Origin of the sequence: Shewanella psychropiezotolerans (assembly GCF_007197555.1) — a bacterium.
In the GTDB taxonomy this organism is placed as follows: domain Bacteria; phylum Pseudomonadota; class Gammaproteobacteria; order Enterobacterales; family Shewanellaceae; genus Shewanella; species Shewanella psychropiezotolerans.
In genome coordinates this window covers 5,002,596-5,023,491 of the sequence record NZ_CP041614.1, presented here as the reverse complement: position 1 = coordinate 5,023,491, position 20,896 = coordinate 5,002,596, and the positions used below count along the sequence as shown (strand labels likewise).

The 20,896-nt window shown below is 39.6% G+C and carries 27 protein-coding genes; 26 read left to right on the top strand and 1 reads right to left on the bottom strand.

Features of this window, described 5'->3' with window-relative positions; all coding sequences use genetic code 11:
- Positions 1 to 86 precede the first annotated feature (86 nt).
- The 26 genes from FM037_RS21995 to FM037_RS21880 all read left to right on the top strand — a co-directional run bounded on the left by FM037_RS21995 (position 87) and on the right by FM037_RS21880 (position 19,637).
- Positions 87 to 587, top strand: coding sequence for a hypothetical protein (locus tag FM037_RS21995; RefSeq protein ID WP_229380981.1), 501 nt, complete (start codon positions 87 to 89; stop codon positions 585 to 587).
- Positions 574 to 993, top strand: a complete 420-nt coding sequence (locus tag FM037_RS21990; protein WP_144047761.1) for a hypothetical protein — start codon at positions 574 to 576, stop codon at positions 991 to 993. The genes FM037_RS21995 and FM037_RS21990 overlap by 14 nt, the downstream gene beginning before the upstream one ends.
- Before the next feature lie 7 nt (positions 994 to 1,000).
- On the top strand, positions 1,001 to 1,570 hold the full coding sequence (locus FM037_RS21985) for a hypothetical protein (RefSeq protein WP_144047760.1): 570 nt from the start codon (positions 1,001 to 1,003) through the stop codon (positions 1,568 to 1,570).
- Complete coding sequence (locus FM037_RS21980) at positions 1,571 to 1,870, top strand: hypothetical protein (protein WP_144047759.1); 300 nt, start codon at positions 1,571 to 1,573, stop codon at positions 1,868 to 1,870.
- A 1-nt stretch (position 1,871) separates the two neighbouring features.
- Positions 1,872 to 2,495 (top strand): hypothetical protein, encoded by a 624-nt coding sequence (locus tag FM037_RS29745; protein WP_229380980.1) that lies wholly within the window; start codon positions 1,872 to 1,874, stop codon positions 2,493 to 2,495.
- A 41-nt stretch (positions 2,496 to 2,536) separates the two neighbouring features.
- Complete coding sequence (locus tag FM037_RS29740) at positions 2,537 to 3,526, top strand: hypothetical protein (protein WP_229380979.1); 990 nt, start codon at positions 2,537 to 2,539, stop codon at positions 3,524 to 3,526.
- Entirely contained in the window at positions 3,523 to 4,077 is a 555-nt protein-coding gene (locus tag FM037_RS29735) for a hypothetical protein (RefSeq protein ID WP_229380978.1), read from the top strand. Before FM037_RS29740 ends, FM037_RS29735 begins: the two co-directional genes overlap by 4 nt.
- A gap of 134 nt (positions 4,078 to 4,211) precedes the next feature.
- Positions 4,212 to 4,808 carry a hypothetical protein gene (locus FM037_RS21970; RefSeq protein ID WP_077755663.1) on the top strand — a complete coding sequence of 199 codons (597 nt, stop codon included), beginning with the start codon at positions 4,212 to 4,214 and terminating at the stop codon, positions 4,806 to 4,808.
- Between the two features lie 118 nt (positions 4,809 to 4,926).
- Positions 4,927 to 6,687 carry an FHIPEP family type III secretion protein gene (locus tag FM037_RS21965; RefSeq protein WP_324617092.1) on the top strand — a complete coding sequence of 587 codons (1,761 nt, stop codon included), beginning with the start codon at positions 4,927 to 4,929 and terminating at the stop codon, positions 6,685 to 6,687.
- A gap of 4 nt (positions 6,688 to 6,691) precedes the next feature.
- Positions 6,692 to 7,738 carry an EscU/YscU/HrcU family type III secretion system export apparatus switch protein gene (locus tag FM037_RS21960; RefSeq protein WP_077752792.1) on the top strand — a complete coding sequence of 349 codons (1,047 nt, stop codon included), beginning with the start codon at positions 6,692 to 6,694 and terminating at the stop codon, positions 7,736 to 7,738.
- A complete protein-coding gene (locus FM037_RS21955) occupies positions 7,722 to 8,480 on the top strand; it encodes an OmpA family protein (RefSeq protein WP_227992737.1) in 759 nt (252 codons plus the stop codon). Before FM037_RS21960 ends, FM037_RS21955 begins: the two co-directional genes overlap by 17 nt.
- Entirely contained in the window at positions 8,470 to 8,865 is a 396-nt protein-coding gene (locus FM037_RS21950) for a hypothetical protein (RefSeq protein WP_227992735.1), read from the top strand. Before FM037_RS21955 ends, FM037_RS21950 begins: the two co-directional genes overlap by 11 nt.
- Entirely contained in the window at positions 8,852 to 9,856 is a 1,005-nt protein-coding gene (locus tag FM037_RS21945) for a hypothetical protein (protein ID WP_144047758.1), read from the top strand. Before FM037_RS21950 ends, FM037_RS21945 begins: the two co-directional genes overlap by 14 nt.
- A gap of 14 nt (positions 9,857 to 9,870) precedes the next feature.
- Positions 9,871 to 10,518 carry a hypothetical protein gene (locus tag FM037_RS21940; RefSeq protein WP_144047757.1) on the top strand — a complete coding sequence of 216 codons (648 nt, stop codon included), beginning with the start codon at positions 9,871 to 9,873 and terminating at the stop codon, positions 10,516 to 10,518.
- A gap of 3 nt (positions 10,519 to 10,521) precedes the next feature.
- Entirely contained in the window at positions 10,522 to 10,734 is a 213-nt protein-coding gene (locus FM037_RS21935; RefSeq protein ID WP_077752789.1) for a FliM/FliN family flagellar motor switch protein, read from the top strand.
- A gap of 294 nt (positions 10,735 to 11,028) precedes the next feature.
- A complete protein-coding gene (locus tag FM037_RS21930; RefSeq protein WP_077752788.1) occupies positions 11,029 to 11,559 on the top strand; it encodes a winged helix-turn-helix domain-containing protein in 531 nt (176 codons plus the stop codon).
- Positions 11,560 to 12,227: 668 nt separating this feature from the next.
- Positions 12,228 to 12,503: a hypothetical protein gene (locus FM037_RS21925; RefSeq protein WP_077752787.1), complete on the top strand. Its 276-nt coding sequence runs from the start codon at positions 12,228 to 12,230 to the stop codon at positions 12,501 to 12,503.
- A 60-nt stretch (positions 12,504 to 12,563) separates the two neighbouring features.
- On the top strand, positions 12,564 to 13,259 hold the full coding sequence (locus FM037_RS21920) for an EscR/YscR/HrcR family type III secretion system export apparatus protein (RefSeq protein ID WP_077752786.1): 696 nt from the start codon (positions 12,564 to 12,566) through the stop codon (positions 13,257 to 13,259).
- A 1-nt stretch (position 13,260) separates the two neighbouring features.
- A complete protein-coding gene (locus FM037_RS21915) occupies positions 13,261 to 13,944 on the top strand; it encodes a type III secretion system apparatus protein VscT2 (protein WP_077752785.1) in 684 nt (227 codons plus the stop codon).
- A complete protein-coding gene (locus tag FM037_RS21910; RefSeq protein ID WP_077752784.1) occupies positions 13,937 to 14,227 on the top strand; it encodes a hypothetical protein in 291 nt (96 codons plus the stop codon). Before FM037_RS21915 ends, FM037_RS21910 begins: the two co-directional genes overlap by 8 nt.
- Positions 14,217 to 15,683, top strand: a complete 1,467-nt coding sequence (locus tag FM037_RS21905; protein ID WP_144047756.1) for a secretin N-terminal domain-containing protein — start codon at positions 14,217 to 14,219, stop codon at positions 15,681 to 15,683. Before FM037_RS21910 ends, FM037_RS21905 begins: the two co-directional genes overlap by 11 nt.
- A gap of 2 nt (positions 15,684 to 15,685) precedes the next feature.
- A complete protein-coding gene (gene vscN2 / locus FM037_RS21900) occupies positions 15,686 to 16,948 on the top strand; it encodes a type III secretion system ATPase VscN2 (RefSeq protein WP_144047755.1) in 1,263 nt (420 codons plus the stop codon).
- Positions 16,902 to 17,300, top strand: coding sequence for a hypothetical protein (locus tag FM037_RS21895; RefSeq protein WP_179948398.1), 399 nt, complete (start codon positions 16,902 to 16,904; stop codon positions 17,298 to 17,300). Before vscN2 ends, FM037_RS21895 begins: the two co-directional genes overlap by 47 nt.
- Positions 17,290 to 18,993, top strand: a complete 1,704-nt coding sequence (locus FM037_RS21890; protein ID WP_144047754.1) for a hypothetical protein — start codon at positions 17,290 to 17,292, stop codon at positions 18,991 to 18,993. The genes FM037_RS21895 and FM037_RS21890 overlap by 11 nt, the downstream gene beginning before the upstream one ends.
- The gene (locus tag FM037_RS21885) at positions 18,980 to 19,213 is read left to right on the top strand and encodes a flagellar biosynthetic protein FliQ (RefSeq protein WP_077752778.1); all 234 of its coding nucleotides are present in this window, start codon (positions 18,980 to 18,982) and stop codon (positions 19,211 to 19,213) included. Before FM037_RS21890 ends, FM037_RS21885 begins: the two co-directional genes overlap by 14 nt.
- Before the next feature lie 49 nt (positions 19,214 to 19,262).
- Positions 19,263 to 19,637: a hypothetical protein gene (locus FM037_RS21880; RefSeq protein WP_077752777.1), complete on the top strand. Its 375-nt coding sequence runs from the start codon at positions 19,263 to 19,265 to the stop codon at positions 19,635 to 19,637.
- Positions 19,638 to 20,211: 574 nt separating this feature from the next.
- Here FM037_RS21880 and FM037_RS21875 read toward each other — a convergent pair.
- The gene (locus tag FM037_RS21875) at positions 20,212 to 20,865 is read right to left on the bottom strand and encodes a hypothetical protein (protein ID WP_144047753.1); all 654 of its coding nucleotides are present in this window, start codon (positions 20,863 to 20,865) and stop codon (positions 20,212 to 20,214) included.
- Between the last annotated feature and the right edge of the window lie 31 nt (positions 20,866 to 20,896).

Genomic DNA, 20,896 nt, shown 5'->3' with positions numbered 1-20,896 from the left:
GGCAGAGCGAGCTTATCTCGCTCTGATTGACGATGCTGCGACCTATATCCTTGGCTATACCACAACGTACAGAAAGAGTGTCGGAGGTGACGCGGGGTCAGCAAACTCGTGAGGATTTTAAGCCTCGTCGTGTCAAAGAGGTAAGTCAACCGGATAAGCGAGCCAAAAAGTATCCTCGTCTGTTTCGTGTTGAACGTAAGCCTTTAACTTTTCAGCAGCAAGGTCAATTTGCTAAACAGCTAAACAGCTATCAACTCAAGGCATTGCGTAATTGGCAAGGTTTTTCTGACAGCTTACTCGACATAGAGTCATTGAATGATGCTCAACGTTGGATCCTGAACGCGGCCAGAGTTTGTGAGCATCTATACCCTAGGGCATTGCGAAAATTACTTAAAAAACACATTGATGAGTTTCAGTTGACAGAGGATATGAATGTCGATAGTCAGACAGTGCAACAGCTTCTTGCTTACGAGCATAATCTGGATGGCTTGTTGTCAATTTTGGTGTTATGCCGTCGTTACGATAAGCGAAAGTCAGCTAAACGAAAGTCAGATGAACAAGAGTTAGATAACAATGGCCACAAATAACCGATCGAGTCGCATTGCTCATTGTCATTTGCAGGGGCAATCACTGGATCCTTATCAATTATTGAAAGCAAAATCGGAACGCCTTAGCTGGAACCGATTGTCTGATGTAGAAATTTATGTCGACAAGCAAGCCGTCATTGATTGGTTTTCTATGTTACGAGATTATTCTGAGGCAACGGTTAAGGCGATCGTGGTGGAAGGCATATTGGATAGCCAATTTCATAAAATCACCTTTATTTTGACGCTAGTACAAAGTGCTGATTTCGAAGCTGTGACTTCGAAAGATGCTTATCAACAGCTCTATGATTTTGTTTGTCAGACGCCAGCCGGGGTACAGGATTGGATTGATGATGTAGATTTTCAGATGAGTAGAGATGTATTAGCACTTTTATCTAGAAATCGATGAGGGAACCATGAATAAACAGAGCATTATCTTTATTCCAAGATATGAGATTAGCGAGGAAATGAAGCTGATTATCAATGGATTGGCCGGGCAGTATTTTAATAATCAGGTTATTTCTATCGAAATGGGGGCTGTGCAATACAGGTCAAGTCGGCAGCAAGATTTCATCCAGTTAAGTTTAAGTCATTTGGGGGTTGAAGCTGAAGTTTATGTTCCCTTGGCTGAAGCTGAAAGATTGTTAGGTTTGAAAATAAAGCACCTTGATCATGATTACCTTTCATATGTGATAACTCAAGCGTTGGGTCAGTATGGCGTTGAGTTAAAGCAGCACCTTGATATGAACAAACAGGATCAACCTTTGTTGATAGCCTGCCAGATCCTTATGGGAGGGATTAGTGTAGCGGCCTTTTTGAAAATGGAGACATTAGAAATTGATTTCGATAGTTTACAGGCTCGTTCAACTTTATTGCCGCAAACCTTGGCATTGACATCGACTATTACCCCCTTCGAAACCATGCTTAGCCTTGATGAAATAAGAGGCTTGAGTGCAGATGAACTTGTTTTGGTTTTTCCAAAGTAGATGAAGCCCATATCATTAGATGGTGTTGAACGATTTCTGCAACGGCTTGAACAAAACGAAAAGGTTATTTTCAGAGACTACCCGGATCATCTGTTACTTCCTATTGTGCCTTTTTTTCAGCTAGTCCACCTCGGCAATTTAGAAACGGTAATAGAGATGATTTTACAGTTTGAAATTATGACAAAAGGCATGTTTATTCGCGTCGATGGATTTCTCACGTTCACTATTGTAGAGCAAGACTATTTAGAAGATGAAGTTAGGCACTTCGCCATTAATTTATTTGAAAATATGAGGTTTTAATATGGTATCTACTCCTGGATTAACTCGAAGTGTCTCCCTCCCCAGCCAATCGAGTTTAGGTAATGAAACTCCCCGAGGCAAGCTGACTCGGTCAGCTTCTTTGTTGGAGGCAACTACTCCAATATTAGGAGCTGTAGAACCACAATCTCCGGATGGGATAACCTCTGTTCCGACTATCTTAGGAACAGGAGGAACTGAATCAAGACAGAGTAAAAAAAGCAGTAAAAAATCCAATAGAGTAAGCAACGATAAGAAGGCAAAGGTTCACTTAGCGTCTATTGCCGGAGCGGTTACTCTTGGTGCCGTATTAGCCCCTTTTACTGGTGGGCTTAGCTTATTACCTACAGTATTTGTAATCATGTATGGCAATGCATCAGCGATAACTATGTATGGAGGCTCTGAGTTTGTTGTAGGGGATAAAGAAAAGAAAAAATCAGAGTCAGAGTCACCTAAACATGAAGATAAGCCAGTTTTGCCACCCAAACATTTATTTAATGCACCTGCGCCGACTGAACCAACACATGAATCGGAAGATGTGACTGATGTGACTGATGTAGGGGGAGAGGAAATACATTTAATCATTGTTTTAATACCAACAATTATAACAGTTGGTATATCTTTCTAGACGATCAAGGTGGCGGACTCGCGAACTCTGAAACAGAGGACATGGTGAATACTCCAGCTGAGTCGAGGGCTGATGAAGGGACGCAAACAACCAATGTTTCATTGATTGATCGTGCGAGTAACTCTTTTACCGATATAAATCAGGTGAAGGTTGATAAGACGTTGCCACATGTCAGTGAAAAGCGATTGGAGGATCTGAGGTTAAAGCATCAAAACTCTTCCGATCCTAACTTAGCCGGTTTGTCTCATTTTCTTCGTGAAGGAGGGGGGACCGCTGATGTACAAATGGTGGATATCGTTGGAAGAGATGGTGTCACTGCTTATGCTTTGATCTCGACAGAGAGGCAAGCTGCCAAGGGTGTGACTGATACTGTAGCAACAGGTGTTCCGACAGAGACCCAAGCAGCTAAAGTTTATACTGGAAAAAAATGGAAAGTGCCGATACCTGTATCTGTTAGCCTGACTAATGGCGCACAAGCGGGCAGTAATTACAGTCCCGGGCCAAGATATAACCTTGACAGTACTCACAAGAGAAAAGTCAGCAATACGGAGCAGGCCATCGGTAATCAGGTTGAGACTGATACAGTAGTAACAGGTGTTCCGACAGAGACCCAAGCAATTAAAGTTTATACTGGGAAAAAATGGAAAGTGCCGATACCTGCATCTGTTAGCCTGACTAATGGTGCACAAACAGGCAGTAATTACAGTCCCGGGCCAAGATATAACCTTGACAGTACTCACAAGAGAAAAGGCAGCAATACGGAGCAGGCCATCGGCAGTCAGATTGAGACTGATACTGTAGCAACAGTTGCTCCGACTGAGACTCAAGCTGCCAAGATTCAGACTGACATAAAACGGGGTGGGCCGATACCTGCTCCCGTTAGCCTGACTAATGGGGCACAAATGGGGAGTAATTACAGTCAAGGGCTAAGATATAATATTGGCAGTATGACTACGCATATGGGCGGACAAACTAATGTCGGCAATAGGGGGCGACTAGACAGGTACAGACTGGTGAGCAGAGGAAGGTGACGCCAGACAATACTACTAAAAATGACATAACATCTGATAGTGGGCTCGCTGAAGGGAAGAATAAAGTCGACTTGGATAAAATAGGGTCTAGGTTTATAGGGAAGAATGGTGGGCATATTCAGTATAAAGTACCTAAGTTCCTAGATCGTCCCGAAGCAGGAACATTTATGGGCTCATGGCGACCTATACCAGAATGGCTTAGAGGAGAAACAGATTCGTTTGAATTTAAGGAGTGGCGGAAAAACGATCTTAACGCGTATCTGCAAAGTTTGAATACGAAGGTGCTATTGAGCCAAGGGGCGGTGAGCATGCGTGGTCAGAATTACTTGGTTGGTCCAATGAATAATGTCAGGGAGAGGGTAAAGGAACGTCTCCAGATTATACCTAAACATCGCCTGCCAAATTATAAGGAAATGGCAGGATTGGATTTCAAAACTAATAGTCATTTAAACAAACTAGCAAGGGATAATGGAAGTTTAATAATGTACGTCCCTCCAGTAAAAATAGATAACTTGGTTTCACTATCTTTTTCTTCATCATCCAGTCAGTAAGCCATTCAGTAAAAGATTCATAAATCATTGAAAAAAGACTAAATCATAAGAGTTCAGGTTTAGTCTTTTTTTTTCTTTTGTTGTGCCGTTTCAAGATTGAGTATGATTATTTCGAAACCAGAATGAGGTATGCCTTGTACATAGAAATTAATTCAGACCAGAGAACTATCCCACAGATTCTATTTAAGAAAGAGCGGCATTCAAATGTGATAAAGAAGTCTGATGTCCTCATTTACACCGAGGCTAAATCCTTGCTTTCGGCTTTGGAAGAGAGGGTTGAGCAATATCAACAGCTAGTTGAAGAACAAGTTGTGCATCTTATTGAAGAGAAGGAGCAAGCGCTCAACCTTCATGTGGCTGATTTGCATAATGAGATGGAAGATAAATTAATGGTCAATCAGGCTCTTTGGTTTGAAAAGGCAAATCAACAGCTCACTGAACTTGTTGCAGCGCAATACCATAGCTTAAATACGTTAAAAGATGAGTTGAAAAGTACGATAGCTACTAAGGTCAAATCACGCCTACCCTCACTTAGCTTAAATGAGGCAGTGATAGGTCATCTTATCGATTTACTCCATAAAGCAATAGATGACGAAGATAACACTTTGTCTGTTGAGCAAGTGTTTGAAAATGGGGGAGTCGTGCTAACGATTGAAAGTGAGGATAACCTGGTCAGCATAGATACTCTATCTATCGTCGAAGAGCTAGGTCGTAGTTTGGACAGCATATGATTAAGTATTTTCGTCGTAATCTGTTCATGTTTAATCCTAGCAGTATCATCATCGCACTTATGCTGCCAACGATTATTCTATTCACTCTACCAGGGGGCTAATTGATATTTTTATATTAATGAGCTTTACTAGCTCGGTGTTGCTTTTAGTTATCATGTTAGAGAATGATCAGCCCCTTAAGGTGACATTCTTGCCAACGGTAGTCTTGCTGTTGACGACGTTCCGATTATTACTTTCTATTGCTACAACGCGAAATATCATTGCTAACGAGGATGTTGGTGACGTCATTGAGACTGTGGGTGAGTTCGTGATGGGTGGCAATCTTATTTCAGGCTTGTTGATCTTCATTATCATCACTATTGTTCAGTTTTTAGTTGTGACAAAAGGTGGTGAAAGGGTAGCGGAAGTGGGCGCTCGATTTTCTCTTGACGCCTTGCCTGGCAAGCAAATGAGTATAGATGGCGATCTGAAAAGCGGTTTGATAACAGGTGATCAGGCACAGAAAATGCGTGCAGACCTCAATACCGAGAATAAACTTTTTGGTTCACTCGATGGGGCGATGAAGTTTGTAAAAGGCGACTCTATAGCCGGTATTTTAATTAGTTTAGTAAATCTTTTTGGCGGTATTTATGTTGGGGTCAATCAGTTTGATCTCACTTTATCTGAGAGTATTAATCGTTTTTCCGTACTGACAATAGGCGATGGTTTGGTATCACAAATACCAAGTTTACTGCTTTCAATCGCTTGTGGCGTTTACTTAACACGCATCAAAGGAGAGGAGGATTCTGGCTCATTTATGGGACAGATGGCAAAGCAGGTTAGCAGCTTTTGGAAAAGCCTCTTGGTTATTGGTTTTTTTATATTCGTACTCGGTTTAGCCCGTCCTAGCCTATTGTTTGTGTGCGTGATTCTGTTTCTTATGTGTGCACTGATAGCATGTCTACTTTGGCGAATACACGGCCAGCCAAAGAAAGTGACGAGTACAGTGGCTGCAGGAAGTGGCCTTTATGAGTCCTTGAAAATGGTGTTACGAGAGCCTCAGCATCAAACCTTAGTTGATACTAGTCTTCATCGTATTGAGCAAACACTTTGGGGCCAAGCGTTAGGGACGCCTTCAATAATCATAGAGAGGGATCTGGAGTGTGACATTGAAGTGTATATCTCAGGTATTTGCATCTACTCCTTTTCTCAGGAAAGCTCTTTAGAATTGATCGAAGTACTAGGAGACGAAGTCTTTATTAGTGATGCGTCGACTCAAAGTATTGCCACAATAGTGGAATACTTTTTAAATAAGTGCCTTATTGAAAAGTATAACCTCCAATACACCAGCAATATTATTGACGGACTTGCGAGCCAAAGTGAAGTAATGAAGAACGAGATAGATGCTGCGCTCGGTTTGAATCGTGTACATGATGTCATTAAAGAGATGATACGTGCCAGAGAGTTTTATCTTGATAGAGTGACATTCTTTGAGGCTCTGATCTATTGGTCTCGAATAGATAACGAACCTAAAAACTGGCTGAATCGCATCAGGAACCAAGCTCGCTACGAGATCACATCACGATTGATGAACTGCGATGGACAAATTTATGTTGCACTGCTCACCCCTGAATTAACGGAGTGTATCGAAACTTTTGTGATGGGGGAAAATGAGGATTTGGATCGTTTGATTGAGTTGCAATCTTCATTGCGTAAGGAAATTATACGTATGACGACTCAGTACGGCTGTAAGCCAACTCTAGTGGTGAATGATACTGAAATTAATTCTGTTAAATCATTCTTTCAGCAAGTGGTGTCGACGATTTCTGTTTGTAGCCATGGTGATATAGCTGAACCGAGCTGTGTCGTTAGCTCTGAGCCACTGCAGGTTGTGATGTAATACTATGTCAAATGAATCTACTGAACCTAAAAAGTATCCACCGACAGAGAAGAAGCTCAAAGATTTAATGAAAAAGGGTCAGTTTCCTAAAACTGAATTGGCCGAGCCTACGATGGAATTAGTGGTATTTACAGTGGTATTTATCGGTGCAATTTATCTGGTGTTTCAATCGGCCAATGATTGGTTAGAGGTGATGTTATATGCCGATATATCAACTGGTTTTGGGATTCTTTATTCGGTTATTGCTTGGGGGATCTTCATCTTGTTTATGGTTAAGCTCATTATGGCGGCTATCAGTTGGGTCTTGATTAATAAAACTGTATTCAGTACTGAGTCTTTGGGCCTTAAAATGGAAAAAATAAGCCCAGTGACGGGGGCTAAAAATATTTTTGGGATTGAGGCTATATCCCGCTCTTTGCGTAAGGTCCTCGAACTAATCTTTTTATTGTTTCTCTTGAAGTATGTATCGGATGTCGGGGGGAGCGAGTTAAATACCTTGGCGCAAGTCAATAACACCTCCTATTTCATTTACAACTTAATGTTATATATCGGGCTGGTTTCAATGCTTTTTTTTGTGTACGGAGTCAGTCTTGGATGTATAGATTTGATGGTTGAGCGTTATCACTTTAACCGCAAAAATAGAATGACATTTACGGAAATGAAAAATGAGATGAAAGAAACCGAAGGTTCACCGGAAATGAAGTCGGAGCGAAAGCGGCAAATGCGTGAGGTCATGGACACTCCTATAACAAAAGGACGTAGTCCAACCTTTGCGATTGCGAATCCGACGCATATTTTGGTGCCAATTTGTTATGACCGTTTGATAGATAAAGTCCCTGTGGTGTTACAGATTAGTACGGAATCACTTGCACTGGAAGAGCGACGAAGATTGGAGGGGCTTAATATTCCGATTTTGGAGCATAAGGGACTTGCAAGGGCGTTTTATAAGAGCATGCGAACAGGAGAAGACTTTATACCTAAAGCATTTTATCGTGATATCGCATTTATTCTATTGGAATTGAATAGGCATAAAGATGCAAAGACTGTTTAAAGCAGGGCTGATTGTAGGAGTGTTTATGGGACTAGTTTCTTGTGCTCAGGATGTCCGAGAGGACTCAATAGTTTGGGATCATGAATGGAAGCAGGATATATATAATTTACTTTTCACCAATATCGATGATATTGACCATGTGCGTTATTGGGTGAAAAGGGAGCCTGAATATGTTGATGGTTCGCCACATCAGAATGCGTGTATTGAAGTAGCTGTACCGGCTATATCAAGTAAGTACTATCTTGCGAATATTAACACCTACGCTTTTAACGAAGTAAAAAGTTGCCAAGGTGACTATTGGCTCCACTCAAATTTAGTCAGTGCGACGACAGAAAAGGCATTTTCCGCAGAGCTGTGGAAATCAGATTCTGGAGTCTTGATCCACCACACTAATCAGGATCATGTACGTTTGGTGTTTCAGAGTTTATTTTTGGTCAATGAATCTGTGCTCACACCAGAAGGAAAGAATATCTTAATTCGCATGATTGAGGAGCTACGGGGTCAGCCAGTGGAAAGCCTACGGGTTTATGGTGTTGCTGATTCGTCAGGCTCTTATTCCAGTAATCGTCGTTTGGCTAATGCACGAGCCAATAGCGTTAAATACTATTTACAAACGGAAGGTATGGGAGATACCCCCATTATGTTACGAGGCAGTGTTGAAAATGGATTGCCAACAGCTACTCAGCGGATATCGCAGCGCCGATTTATTATTGAGATAAAGTTTAATTACGATGAAAAATAAAAAATTTACTCTGTTGATGATGGAGTTTACTCAGTTAGTACAAGGTTCGTCGCTATTGTTAGATGAAAACCATGCGCTCCTTTGTGATTTCGATGAGATGAGTTGTCGTATTGAGGATGGTGTTCGCGTGGGACTCAATGACTCCATTTTAATCATGATCTCGATGGGAGGGGGGCCATTTCAATCGGAAGTAGCGCTAAGAATAAATGCTGATTTTTCACTTAGTTCTGATGGTTATATTGCCCAGTTTCAGTCAGAAGAATATTTCTTTGTTCGTGGTATACCTCTGCCGGAACACCCGCAGGCGTTATTAAAAACTTTAAGTAACACTCTGGATATTGCGAAAACATTGAAACAAGAGCTGAGCTTACATGTGGCTAATTGAGTTTGTTGATGGGCATTTACATGGAGTTACCTTGCCTATAGAACCCAAATTAGTGATTACCGGAGCTAGTGAAAGTGATAAGCCTGACACGCTTTGTATTCCAGAGACAGTCCCTGCCAATACGCATTGGGAGCTTTCAAATGACGGAACTGACATTGTAATAAAAGGGGTTAAAAAGGGAGATAAATCGAAGAAACTTAGGCAGGGGCATGTCTATCGCCTACGAGGTGTTGCTTTTTTTGTCTACCTCGAAGGCAATCGTGCTCCTAAATTGATGAGCTATAGTGCTAAAAAATATCGTGCAGTCATTCTATTTACCTTAATACTTAATATTGGTTTAGGCGTAGGGATGTTTATAGCATTTAAAGTTAATCAACAAACTCAGATTGCGGAATACTTTACCCAGCTTAATGGCAGTTATATTAAAAATGGCAAAATTAAAGTATTAGACTCATCTGTACTTAATCTTTTGCCTCAGGCTTGGCAGGTCAATGCTGAAGTTGTGGATAAGACGAATTTTCAAGCTCTCACCCAATTGGTGGTGGAAGTCGTGTCAAGTTACTCAAAAAAAACTGTTCCGATAAAGGTGATAGAAAAATCTGGACGTGATCAAATTCAAGTTGAAACATTTGAATCTGATAACAGAGTCATGGCCGTTTTTGGTGAGAATGGATTGTCGTTTATTAAGCTTGATAATACCTGGTTTGTTAATAATAGGGCCAAAGCGGTGTTTTTACTAAAAGAGAACGGCCTGAAGGACGTCATCGCGCATATTGCAGCGCGAAACGATAGTTCCCAAGTGATAGACAGTGCCAATTTCCCATATTCGATTTTCTACTCGTCGGGAGCTGGACGTTATTTGTATGACGATAAATATCGATATTGGGTTGGAAGTAGCGTGCCAGGTCTAGGATTGATTCAATCTATTTCACGTGATAAAGCCATTTTTAAAGACGGTGATAAACTCCGAGTTTTTTTTATTCAACCATAACAGGAACAATTCTAATGTCAGAAATTCAAGTAACACCAATGCCTGCTTTTATGCCCATACAGGGAGCAGAGACAAAGATGCTAGATCAAGCGTTAAGCCAAAGTCCTATCGCAGCCAAAGCTATAAAATCACAGGGTACAGATACAACTTCATTATATTTGTTTTCATCAGGAAGCAGGGACCCTCTTGCGCTGATTGATAGTATCTTATCCAAATATATTACCGATCAAACAAAACTTGCTGAGACTAAGGCTGATGCTATTTCTAAAAAATCTGAGGCAATTGCAGAAATTAACAGACTTTGGGGGTTGATAATGAGTGACAGACTGCCAAACACTAAGCCTGGCGATAACAAAATAACTTCATTGAATGGAGGCAAGGCCAGTGATTATTTATTGGAAATAGATGTAATAATTAAGCAGCAGCTTGGTAATAGCGAAGGCATTAAAGAGATTGTTGGTTCTGGTGGTATGAGCCAGAATGTTACTTATGATCAGCTTCAATCAATGAATGCGACCATGACAGCTTATTGCGACACGATCCAGGTGGATTTGGATACAGAACAACAAGAGTTTAAAAACGTGATGACTGAAATCACCTCGGCCCAAGAAGAGATCCGTGATGTTCGTCGTTCTATTATCTCGATTTCTCAAGGAGGGTAATTGATGCGTATTGCGATAGATGTTGTTATTGCTAACTGCACTATGACCTTGGATGAGCTTAATCGACTGCAACATAGTCAACTTAAACCTGTCAACGATTTCGTTCAATCTGAAGTTTTACTTAAAAGCGGTAATGAGTTGATTGCTACCGGGATTCTAGTCAAAGTGGATGAGCAGTTTTATGTTTCCATCGATCAAGTTAATACACTTGAATAGTGAATGCGCAGATATGATTGTTGTTAACTTGTGTTTTTGGTGGTCATGTGAATCATTTGTACGCTTGGCGTGGTTTGTAGTTTCTACCATTTGATATTTTAGATTATTTTTACGACTTTAATATTACTTTGACTGAAAAATATTCTTTTTTAGATTATTTTTATGACTTTAATATTGCTTTGACTGAAAAATATTCTTTTTTAGATTGTTTTTACGACTTTAATATTACTTTTACTGAAAAAAACTTCATTATTCGGTTTGAGGAATATAAGTAATAACTTTAGGGAATAAGATATGACAAGAAATTACGCATTAGGAAACCAGATGATTTTCGATGTGCTTAAAAGGCAAATTAGTGCGGGTAAACAAATCATTAACATCGGTGGGCGAGAGGCAGCAATACTTAAATTGCTATGCGACAAAGAAAACCGAGTGATCAGTAAAGATGAAATCAATGACAAGGTGTGGGGTAAAGTGTTTGTCAATGAAACTTCCTTAACTAAAGCGATTTCAAACTTGCGTCGATCACTTGCTCAGTTCGACAGTTTGGCTTGTGAGATCAAAACGATCCCTAAAGAAGGCTATATGTTAATACTTGATGAAGGGCTTACCGGTATTTCTATAGCGGAAGAGCCTCTTGTGCTTGAAGTAAAAAATGTGATGAAGAGTAACAAGTTACATTTCAATACTCCCATGCAAGCACCACCTTCTATACACACCGTTGGAATACAGCGTACTGAACTCATGGTTATGATTTTATTGTGCTTTTTCTCTGCTTTGTTCGCAGCCATGTTAACTACTGGAGTTACTATGATTTTACGTTAAAAATCTTATCTAGTTAATCATATCTGAGTTTTTCTATCTGTGACCTACATCCAATTTAGAAGATGTATTAGATTATTTCACTTTACGAATTTAGCCGCTCACGCAAGATTTAGCGTCACTTATCAAGGCGTATAAGTTCTGTTACTTATTGAACATTGGCCGCAAAAAATAGAGGGGATGGACCCCCTCAGACATTATGCAGATAAAGAATATATTGGTTACCACGAAGTAATACCTTCAGTGTTAATTATGGATCTTCGTTCGACGCCTGTTAGTGTCGATTCCATTTCTCTCTTTTATCTATTACCACTTCCTTTGGCATGCTGTTACAGCTCTCTTACTTAGGTATTTTCTTTTAAAAGGCCTGGTATGGCGTGGTTTTAAGATTTTATTTGGCTTTGTGGTTGGGATATTAGTGTATTGGTCTGATGATAAATATTATTAAATGTAGCTGTATTGTTTTTAACCTCTTTTTATTTATTTATCATCATTCTGATTAGATTTCGATGCTGTTACGCAACCTTTGCAACATAGTGTAAACACTATCAGGGTAATTGTAACCCTTTGTATCTTATCGTATTTTATCATAATTTTTCACTGGTTCTCTGTAAGCCATCTCATTATATTTGTGGCTCTAAATGTCTATAAATACAAGAAAGGAGCTTTAAATGTCTGAATTATCTACAGGTTACATTAGTGGGGTTTTTGGTGGATTAGTCAATAATGCGGATGACGCTGTCAGCACCTTTATCACAGACCACACTGGTTCAACGGATGCTGATGGTAATTTCATCCCAAATAAAGATGGTACTCTTATTTTAAGTGCATCAGATTCTCTCTCATTACAACAGTTAATGGCGGATCAAAGTATTACTGCTCAAACGTCAACGTCGACTTTAAAATCGATTAAAGACTCAATTTCTGCGGCAGCTCGAAATATATAATTTTTGTTAAGGAGGTTTTAATTAATCTCCTTATGAAGCTGTTTATAGAGAGTGTCATTGATGTTGCAACTATTGAACCCGGATAACGCATTTTCAGGAGCTAATTTAATACTGCTCTTGACTCTGGTCTTGTTATCAACGGTCTTTTTCATCTGTTTTTCCGGCTATGTTAAGTACAATATTGTACTTAACATAATTAAAAATGCGGTAGGTACGCAACAAATTCCACCCACAATAGTTGTTAATTTGCTGGCTGCCTTAATGGCACTTAATAGTATTTGGCCGGATATAAAACCGGGGTTAGAGCGAATAAAACCCTATTTCAGCGAGACGGTGGAAACATCTGGTGTACTAGGCGATATGCAGATGCCGCCTATGTTGCTAGAAAGAAAATCAGAAAATATCACGATGTATTATTTGATCAGTAATGTGTTTGAATTCTTCCCTGAATTATTGGCTCGGGCGGAACGTAAAACTGATGAATTAACTAGCATTATGGATATACCGATTAATTTTGACTCTGATAATGATACGTTAAAATTTTTTCTAGGTAATCTGATCTTAGATTTATATCAAGGGTTTGAGTTTGGTCTTAAGTTGTACATGATATTTGTCAGTATAGATTTTTTAATCGCCGTGATTCTGAGTGGTGTTGGTATGACCATGTTATCGCCGACTGTAATATCTACACCTGTAAAACTCGCTGTGTTTTATTTCTCTGATAGTTGGACTATTTTATTTAAGGCACTGCAGTGATATGGACTCGCTTCTTTTCCCTAATTGGCTGCTATTTGCAGGATTGTTTTTATTCTTAAAAATTTATAATCCAACACGTCTATATTTGGATAATTCAACATCACTTGCCATCGCTATTGCTCTTGCAATTGGACTTGAACTCAGTGATTTAGGTGAAGTACCCACACTCATATGGGTATTAAGCGTCATTATCTTTGCTATGTTTTCATCGGTGCCTTATTGGCTCAGCGGTATGGTTGGTAGTGTCATACAGCAGCTTTTGTTGCTTAACGAACAATCTGTGCAGGATAAACGTTTTACCGATGAATCAGAAGCCTTATCTAAGATTAGCTCTTTGGTTTTTTTAATGTATGCCGTGGATTCAGGCGTTGTGTTTAGACCGCTACTATCGGTGATTCTGGAGAATGTAGACCAAGTCAGTAATGTGGGTTTTGACACCTTGTATTTTTACATCACGGACAGTTTAGTAATGATGGCTATCGTCACGGGGAAATACATTATTTTAATGCTGTGCATTACGATCTGTTGTGGATATGTGGATCTTTTCTTTAAAAAGGCTTCTTTATCCGTTAGCACAACAGCGGATATTAAAGCCATGGCTGTGATCATTATTCTCAATTTATGGTTTTTACAAGATCAATTCTATGTGTTCACACAACTAATGAAAAAGGCAGGATATGAATAACGTTAATTTTACCAATTCAGTGTTTAGTAGCCAGCAGGTCAATTTATCTTCTGAAAAAGAGGTTACAGACTTTGAGTTCGAACTTAAAACTGCTGCGAGCAAAGTACAATTGAATAGAAATATGACCGATAACTCAATTCAGATTCACGATTCCAAAGCTACTACTGATGTCACGGAGGATGAGATAGTAGAAATGATTGTAGAGCAAACCATCATCAATGAAAGCATAAGACAGATGAAGGCAAATCAAGAGCGTATGGAGGACATTCTTGATGAAGCCTAGCATCTGGTTATTATTGTTTTTGTGTACCACTTTTACATGTCAGGCAAAGGTATTTATTAAACAATCTGATATCGATCTGAGAGGCGCATTGGGGGCTATTGCAAAAGATATGCAAGTTAAATTGGTCGATGAGCTCGAGGACAAGGCTGCCAAACAAGCTATCACCCAAACGTTGTCCGGCGAAGGCTTGGATTTGTTAGCTCAATTGTCAGAGGTCTACGACTTTGACTGGTATGTTTATGGCGGTTCTCTTACTGTGCACACTGGGCAAGCGTACATAAATTATGCATTTCAACCACGCAACATCTCATCTGCCAGTCTTATTAAAGAATTAAAAAGTACTTTTAGAACTGACGATACGACGAAAATTAAATTAGTTTCACGTGGTAACTCAATTTTATTTTCTGGTACCCGACAATTCGTCAATGATGCAGTTAGCTATTCGAATATGATCGACAAAAATGAATTTTTAGAAAATGGAAATAATTTGGAGTTGGCGAGAATCGAGTTTCATTATTTATCTGTTATCGATCGTGACATTAGCACCTATGATGGCAATGTGACCTTTCCGGGGGCTCAATCTTTAATATCGTCTGCAATAGAAAGAATTGGTCAGTTTGAAAATATTAGCGACGGTGAAATGGTGAAGCGTGCCTATAAGCTTAAGCTCAGTCAAAGTGATAAGCAGCAGCTTGAGGAGGATGAGTTAACCTCCAAAGTTCAATCGTTGCCAGGGAGTAATGCGCTGCTTATACGCGGTACTCCAGAAGAGGTTAAGTTAGCAAAACATATCGCCACTTTGATCGATATTAAACGTAAACAATTACTTTTTTCTCTTCATGTTTATGATGTTTCTGTAGAGCGTACTGAAGCATTAGGTGTTAATAGTTCCTGGCTTAACGGCAGTCGTGGAATTTACGATATCGTTGTTCCTCCATTTACTGATACGGTAGATTTTGTCAAAAACTTCCAAGCCTTGTATACCAATAATATGGCGAGGGGCGTGTATGAGACCAACTTACTGGTGTTAGAAAATCAGCAAGGCCACTTTGGGAAAAAAGAAACCGCGACGATTGTACTTATTTCTGATAAACAGGTTTCAACTCAGACTATTGAAGCTGAAAATGGCTTATATGTGACGGGACGTCTTCTACCATCGGGTAAAGTACAAGCAAAATTTAGCTATATAGAAGAGTCTCTTGATGGTGACGATACCGATGACGCCGGTACGACTCAGGCCCCGAAGGTTAACTCACAATCTTTGGCATCAGAAGTTTATATTGATCCTAACCAGACAGTTATTCTCGGTGGATTTGATAATACAGTGACTGAGATTACAGAAAGTGGTGTGCCTATTCTATCGAGTATTCCATGGTTAGGAGAATTGTTTAAGAGTAAGAAAGAAATTAAGCGTAAATACAAGCGCTATATCTCTGTGTCTTTTAAGGTTATTTAGGCATGCTCAAGAATTTTTTTAAGGTTAAAGAATCTTATCAAGATACGGTAATTTGTCATGTCAACGTGAATACCTTTGTGGGACAGGAATGTTTTATTAGTTCTGTCACTAATGAGCGTATTCGTGGTGAGGTGATGAAAATAACTGGTTTAAGAGTGGAAATAAAGCTCTTACAACCAGGTGCCATTCAGCGAGGCAGTAAAGTCGAAATTACATCCAAACGATTCTGCTTTCCACTGAATGAGACTGCCATCGTAGGAAAAGTGATCAATTGCTATGGAGAGTCACTATATGGTGATGACTACCTTAGTTTGGATGGTGATTACCTTGATTTGCCCATCATTGAGAAGCCGATTCCTCTAAATATTCGTGCACCAATTGACACTGTATTTCCTACTAAACTCAAAATAATTGACGGATTATTCACTATTGGTGTAGGTCAACGCCTAGGGTTGTTTGCTCCTGCGGGAGCAGGGAAAACCACTACCGTGTCTATTATGGCTAATAACATGGATGCGGATGTAGTGATTTTTGCCATGATTGGAGAGCGCGCTCGAGAAGTGGTTGAGTTTCTTGAGGGGGAAATAGGTCCTGAAGTTATTCAAAAATCTATCACTATTGTTTCCACTTCCGAGGCGAACCCGCTCGAGAAGGTGAGGTCAGGTCTGGTGGCGGTATCAATTGCCAGGCATTTTATGGATCAAGGGAAAAAAGTAGTCCTTTATTTCGACTCATTGACTCGTTTTGCCCGTGCCCAAGCCATGTTAGATGGCACCCCTATTCATGGCGGTATTCCTATCGGCGTTTCTTTGGCGCTATCACGCCTTGTTGAAAATTGTGGAAACTCTATCAATGGTTCCGTGACGGGGATTTTCACTGTCTTGATTGAAAAAGAGATAGATGAGGATCCAATTGCACATGAAGTTAAATCACTAATAGATGGTCACCTAGTGTATGCAACGACTATAGCATCTACTGGACGATATCCAGCTATCGATGTACTCAAAAGTAAAAGTCGACTTCAAAGTAAAGTTCAAGATTATCAATATGTTAGAATGTCGGAAAAGTTTAAGGATATGGTTTATCGTTATTTTAACGTAGAACTTTTAATTCGAGTTGGAGAGTATGAGAAAGGCAATGATCTCGCAACCGATGAAGCGATAGAGCTGTATCCGCGTATTATGGAATTTCTGAAACAAGGGTACGATGGGGTTGAATATGAAGAAACCCTCCAAAAGATGGCTGGAATTTCATCAACTTATTGAAATAATTGATATTAGAATCGGAAAGAAACAACGTGAATTAGTAAAATTAAAAAATAGGTTTCAAGGACTAATCGATTCAATTGATGAAAAGTGGGAGTTGATAACCCATGAACAGCAAAGGTTAAAAAGTCTAGTGGTTAAGGATGAATTTAACGGCCTATCTCGACTATTTCAACGCAGAGAGAGTGTGAAATCATGTATAGAATCCTTGTTCTTCGATGTGTCCGTTGCTCGGCAAAATGCAGATGAACTGGAACTTGAGATTGAACAAGTTGTAGTCGAAAAACGAAGGCTGGAAAAGAGAAAAGACGCATTAGGCGAGATTCAAGAGCAGCTAAGAGATGAAGAATAAGATGATAAAATTTGAAAAGCCAGCTTCCATTACTAAGAAATACAGTGCTAGTAATAATGAAAGTGAGTTTGAACAGCTGTTGAACATGCCCGAACGCAAGCCTTCTTCTCATAATGCATCTTCAACGTACGAAGGTATAAAAAAGGCTACTGAAAATGATGAAGCGGACCATAAGGAGGGCTGTGAATATCTTGTTTCGATTACAATCTATTCTCCCCCTCTTCAGCATGAATTATTAAACAGTATATCTGGTATTAAAAATAAACCTGCATCAATTGCTTTAGTTGAACAGAGTGTTGATGGGCCTGCGCTTAATGCTAAGCAGCCATCAGCTTTGTTAGATAATGGTCGGATAAAACAGAATGCTGACAGCCCTGTTTCAGTCGATGCCAAAATGAATCACCTTGCTTCAATAGCGAGTAAATCGCTCTCTTCATTGATGGGGAGGCCTGAATTAAGTCTTAAGGTGCCACCAATCTCATTGGATAGTGTTTGCGATCGGCAAGCTGCTATTTCAAGTGACGTAAAAATGAATCAACTTGCTGCAATAGCGGGCAATTCGCGCTCGTCTGTGATGATGCCAGGGTCGGATATCAAAGTGCAATCGACTTCAGTGAATAATGTTCACGATCGGCAAGCTGCTATCTCAGGTGACGTAAAAATGAATCAACTTGCTGCAATAGCGGGTAATTCGCACTCGTATGTGATGATGCCTGGGCCGAGTACCAAAGTGCAATCGACTTCAGTGAATAATGTTTGCGATCGGCAAGCTGCTGTTTCAGATGATGTAAAAATGAATCATCTTGCTGCAATAGCGGGTAATTCGCACTCGTCTGTGATGATGCCTGGGGCGGGTATCAAAGTGCAATCGACTTCGGTGAATAATGTTCACGATCGGCAAGCTGCTATTTCAGGTGACGTAAAAATGAATCAACTTGCTGCAATAGCGGGTAATTCGCACTCGTCTGTGATGACGTCAGAGCCGAGTGCCAAAGTGCCACAGACTTCATTGAATAATGTTCATGATCAGCAAGCTGCTGCTTCAGGTAATGTAAAAATGAATCATCTTGTTGCAATAGCGGGTAATTCGCGCTCGTCTGTGATGACGCTAGAGCCGAGTGCCAAAGTACCACCAGCTTCAGAGAATATGTTGAGTTCCAGTGTTTCACAACTGCAAGGAGCAGAAATAAAGAGTGGTATTTCTAGTAAATCAGAAAATTTAGTTTCGACGAACATGAATCAATCGAGTGCCGACCAATTGGTTAATTTTCAGAAAAAGGTAGTTTATGCTTCACCTGTATCTGAAATGACATCATCGTCTGTTTCGATAGGGACTGATGTTTTATCCGAGGGAAAAACGTTAATTCCTGCTTCTTCGACTTCAAAAGGGGAAGCTCCATTAATGACAAGTATTGTTGGTTTCGGAGAAGCGACCCCTGCATCAGGAATTAAAATGGAACGCTTGGGGTTAGAAGGAGTTAAGCTCACTCGGATTGCCACGATTAATGTGTCAACGGTTGTTCAGCCGGTATTGTCCTCTCAGATGTTCCATTACCAATTAGCTCCTGAGTTTTTTACTCAGTATGCAGAGGTGAATACTTACCGTGTTTATTTTCGTAATAAGTACTTCTTTTTCCAATTTGTCGGTCATGAAGTGACTGATTTTCTCGAGGAGCATTATGACCGTCATTGACGTTACTGCGGCGTGTTTAGAGATAGTCAAGGACGCTATTATTATTTTTTCTCTGAGCTTTGTTGTCACGGGAGTTATTGTCGGTCTACTGCAAACAGTATTCAGTGTTCAAGATCCTGGCTTACCTATGGCAGCTAAATTAGTGGTCTTTATTGTATTACTTACACAAGTCGGTGGAGGGATATATGACCAATTCCACTTATTATTTTGGCAACTTTAACGACCAGACGTTTACTCACAATTGTTGTATTTTTAAAATGGATACCATCATGAAAAAGCTTAGAGAAATTGTTTATAAAACACTCGTGGATAATTTTAATATATCACCCAGCTTACTGTCGCGTATAGAGGGGGATGAACCTATTGCTATTGAATTAAAAGGAGGAGAAGAGATTTTTGTATACCTTCAAAAAGGGGCGCTGCAAACATTTATTGAAATTCCATTGTGTGATCAACGTATGCTCAGAAATAAATCACCTAAAATAATAGAAAGCCTTATGTCTGACGATGAGGTTTTTTTTAGTATAAAAAAGGAGAAGTTGATATTTTTGACGGAGTTTTCGGCTGATGTAACCGATGTGGAGCGAAAACTTGCTGATAAACTTATACTGTTCAATAATATGGTTTCCTATATAAAAAGTTAACAAACGACTAAATGTTAATAGAGTCTGACTACATAATTGGGCTCTTGTTATTCTCACGATGTGGGAGGATAAATAATTAATTATCGAATTTTTAAATATCTATAAAATCACATCTTCACTATTGTTGTTCCCCATTTTTATTCTAAGTATATTATGCGATAACTAAAGTTAATCCAATTTAAATAAATAGGTTCGCTAGTGTTCCTATGAATATCATAATCATATTTTGATATTCATAGCCTGAATGTGATCAGGATATTTCACCATTTATCTCGTGATTATGATGTTCATAGCTGCAACCATAAATTAGTTGAACTCATAATATCCAAGGTGGCGGGCCGACCAACCAACGGTATCATCAACTCAGTTGTTATTTCCTGGTAGCATTAAACTGTTCATAAAAGCGTTAAAAATTTAAATCATGCTGGCAACCTGCTGCTTACAAGAGATTATGAACCCTTTTTTGAGCGCTTACATTAGGAAAAGTCAAGATTCTAATCTTATTCTTTACTCTACGTAGCGCTCGTACAAATTTTTAATATGGCTAAATCCGCAATAAGCTCTATGTTAAATGTTATCTTAGTGCTAATTGGGCCTTAAGTTTTTCGATTGTGGTTTGTTGTTCTTTGATTATCGTTTGGTTTCCAGTGTAAGTAAAATCTCCAAACTGGTTGTGCATGTGTTTGATGATGAATGTATTGATGCTTGTTTGCAGTGCATTTGCGCAGTTAATGTGAGCTTTAAAGCTCTTTTCCAAGGCTAATACAGCATTATTATCCATGCTTTTTGTCATGTGTTCGACAAATGGCAAAGCGTTAAATGATTTAAGAAGCGATGATCGGTACTGATCGCCGATGATCTCGACTTTTAGTTCTGGAGTTATACCATTATTTGCTATTTTACTGGCTTTCGTCATTATTTCTAAAGGGCTATTTTTATCGCCAGAATCAGAAGTTAATGTGGTTCTTGGTGATTGAAGTTGTAATCTTTTTATTGCATCCGTGAACGATAGAGGCTGGGTTGTGGTTGCTGATGTTTGAGTACTGTTGCCACTCCATTTTATTTCTTCTGCTGCATTGGTTGGTATATATTTAGAGTTTGCCTCTAGTGGAATGAACAACACAGGATAACGTTTTATCTCATTAACAAACGCTTGAATATGTTCCTGTCCTTTGTCTGATATATTGGATCGTGTGTTTTTAGCGGCTTTGGGCCAGTCGATTGTCATACCCGCGACAACTCCCTTACTAAGCTGGTTT

Bases quoted from the DNA above. Each gene is read 5' to 3' on its own strand.
- FM037_RS21990 (WP_144047761.1), top strand. From the start codon at position 574: ATGGCCACAAATAACCGATCGAGTCGCATTGCTCATTGTCATTTGCAG.
- FM037_RS21985 (WP_144047760.1), top strand. From the start codon at position 1,001: ATGAATAAACAGAGCATTATCTTTATTCCAAGATATGAGATTAGCGAG.
- FM037_RS21980 (WP_144047759.1), top strand. From the start codon at position 1,571: ATGAAGCCCATATCATTAGATGGTGTTGAACGATTTCTGCAACGGCTT.
- FM037_RS29745 (WP_229380980.1), top strand. From the start codon at position 1,872: ATGGTATCTACTCCTGGATTAACTCGAAGTGTCTCCCTCCCCAGCCAA.
- FM037_RS29740 (WP_229380979.1), top strand. From the start codon at position 2,537: ATGGTGAATACTCCAGCTGAGTCGAGGGCTGATGAAGGGACGCAAACA.
- FM037_RS21965 (WP_324617092.1), top strand. From the start codon at position 4,927: ATGAGCTTTACTAGCTCGGTGTTGCTTTTAGTTATCATGTTAGAGAAT.
- FM037_RS21960 (WP_077752792.1), top strand. From the start codon at position 6,692: ATGTCAAATGAATCTACTGAACCTAAAAAGTATCCACCGACAGAGAAG.
- FM037_RS21955 (WP_227992737.1), top strand. From the start codon at position 7,722: ATGCAAAGACTGTTTAAAGCAGGGCTGATTGTAGGAGTGTTTATGGGA.
- FM037_RS21950 (WP_227992735.1), top strand. From the start codon at position 8,470: ATGAAAAATAAAAAATTTACTCTGTTGATGATGGAGTTTACTCAGTTA.
- FM037_RS21945 (WP_144047758.1), top strand. From the start codon at position 8,852: ATGTGGCTAATTGAGTTTGTTGATGGGCATTTACATGGAGTTACCTTG.
- FM037_RS21940 (WP_144047757.1), top strand. From the start codon at position 9,871: ATGTCAGAAATTCAAGTAACACCAATGCCTGCTTTTATGCCCATACAG.
- FM037_RS21935 (WP_077752789.1), top strand. From the start codon at position 10,522: ATGCGTATTGCGATAGATGTTGTTATTGCTAACTGCACTATGACCTTG.
- FM037_RS21930 (WP_077752788.1), top strand. From the start codon at position 11,029: ATGACAAGAAATTACGCATTAGGAAACCAGATGATTTTCGATGTGCTT.
- FM037_RS21925 (WP_077752787.1), top strand. From the start codon at position 12,228: ATGTCTGAATTATCTACAGGTTACATTAGTGGGGTTTTTGGTGGATTA.
- FM037_RS21920 (WP_077752786.1), top strand. From the start codon at position 12,564: ATGTTGCAACTATTGAACCCGGATAACGCATTTTCAGGAGCTAATTTA.
- FM037_RS21915 (WP_077752785.1), top strand. From the start codon at position 13,261: ATGGACTCGCTTCTTTTCCCTAATTGGCTGCTATTTGCAGGATTGTTT.
- FM037_RS21910 (WP_077752784.1), top strand. From the start codon at position 13,937: ATGAATAACGTTAATTTTACCAATTCAGTGTTTAGTAGCCAGCAGGTC.
- FM037_RS21905 (WP_144047756.1), top strand. From the start codon at position 14,217: ATGAAGCCTAGCATCTGGTTATTATTGTTTTTGTGTACCACTTTTACA.
- vscN2 (WP_144047755.1), top strand. From the start codon at position 15,686: ATGCTCAAGAATTTTTTTAAGGTTAAAGAATCTTATCAAGATACGGTA.
- FM037_RS21895 (WP_179948398.1), top strand. From the start codon at position 16,902: ATGAAGAAACCCTCCAAAAGATGGCTGGAATTTCATCAACTTATTGAA.
- FM037_RS21890 (WP_144047754.1), top strand. From the start codon at position 17,290: ATGAAGAATAAGATGATAAAATTTGAAAAGCCAGCTTCCATTACTAAG.
- FM037_RS21885 (WP_077752778.1), top strand. From the start codon at position 18,980: ATGACCGTCATTGACGTTACTGCGGCGTGTTTAGAGATAGTCAAGGAC.
- FM037_RS21880 (WP_077752777.1), top strand. From the start codon at position 19,263: ATGAAAAAGCTTAGAGAAATTGTTTATAAAACACTCGTGGATAATTTT.
- FM037_RS21875 (WP_144047753.1), bottom strand. From the start codon at position 20,865: ATGACAATCGACTGGCCCAAAGCCGCTAAAAACACACGATCCAATATA.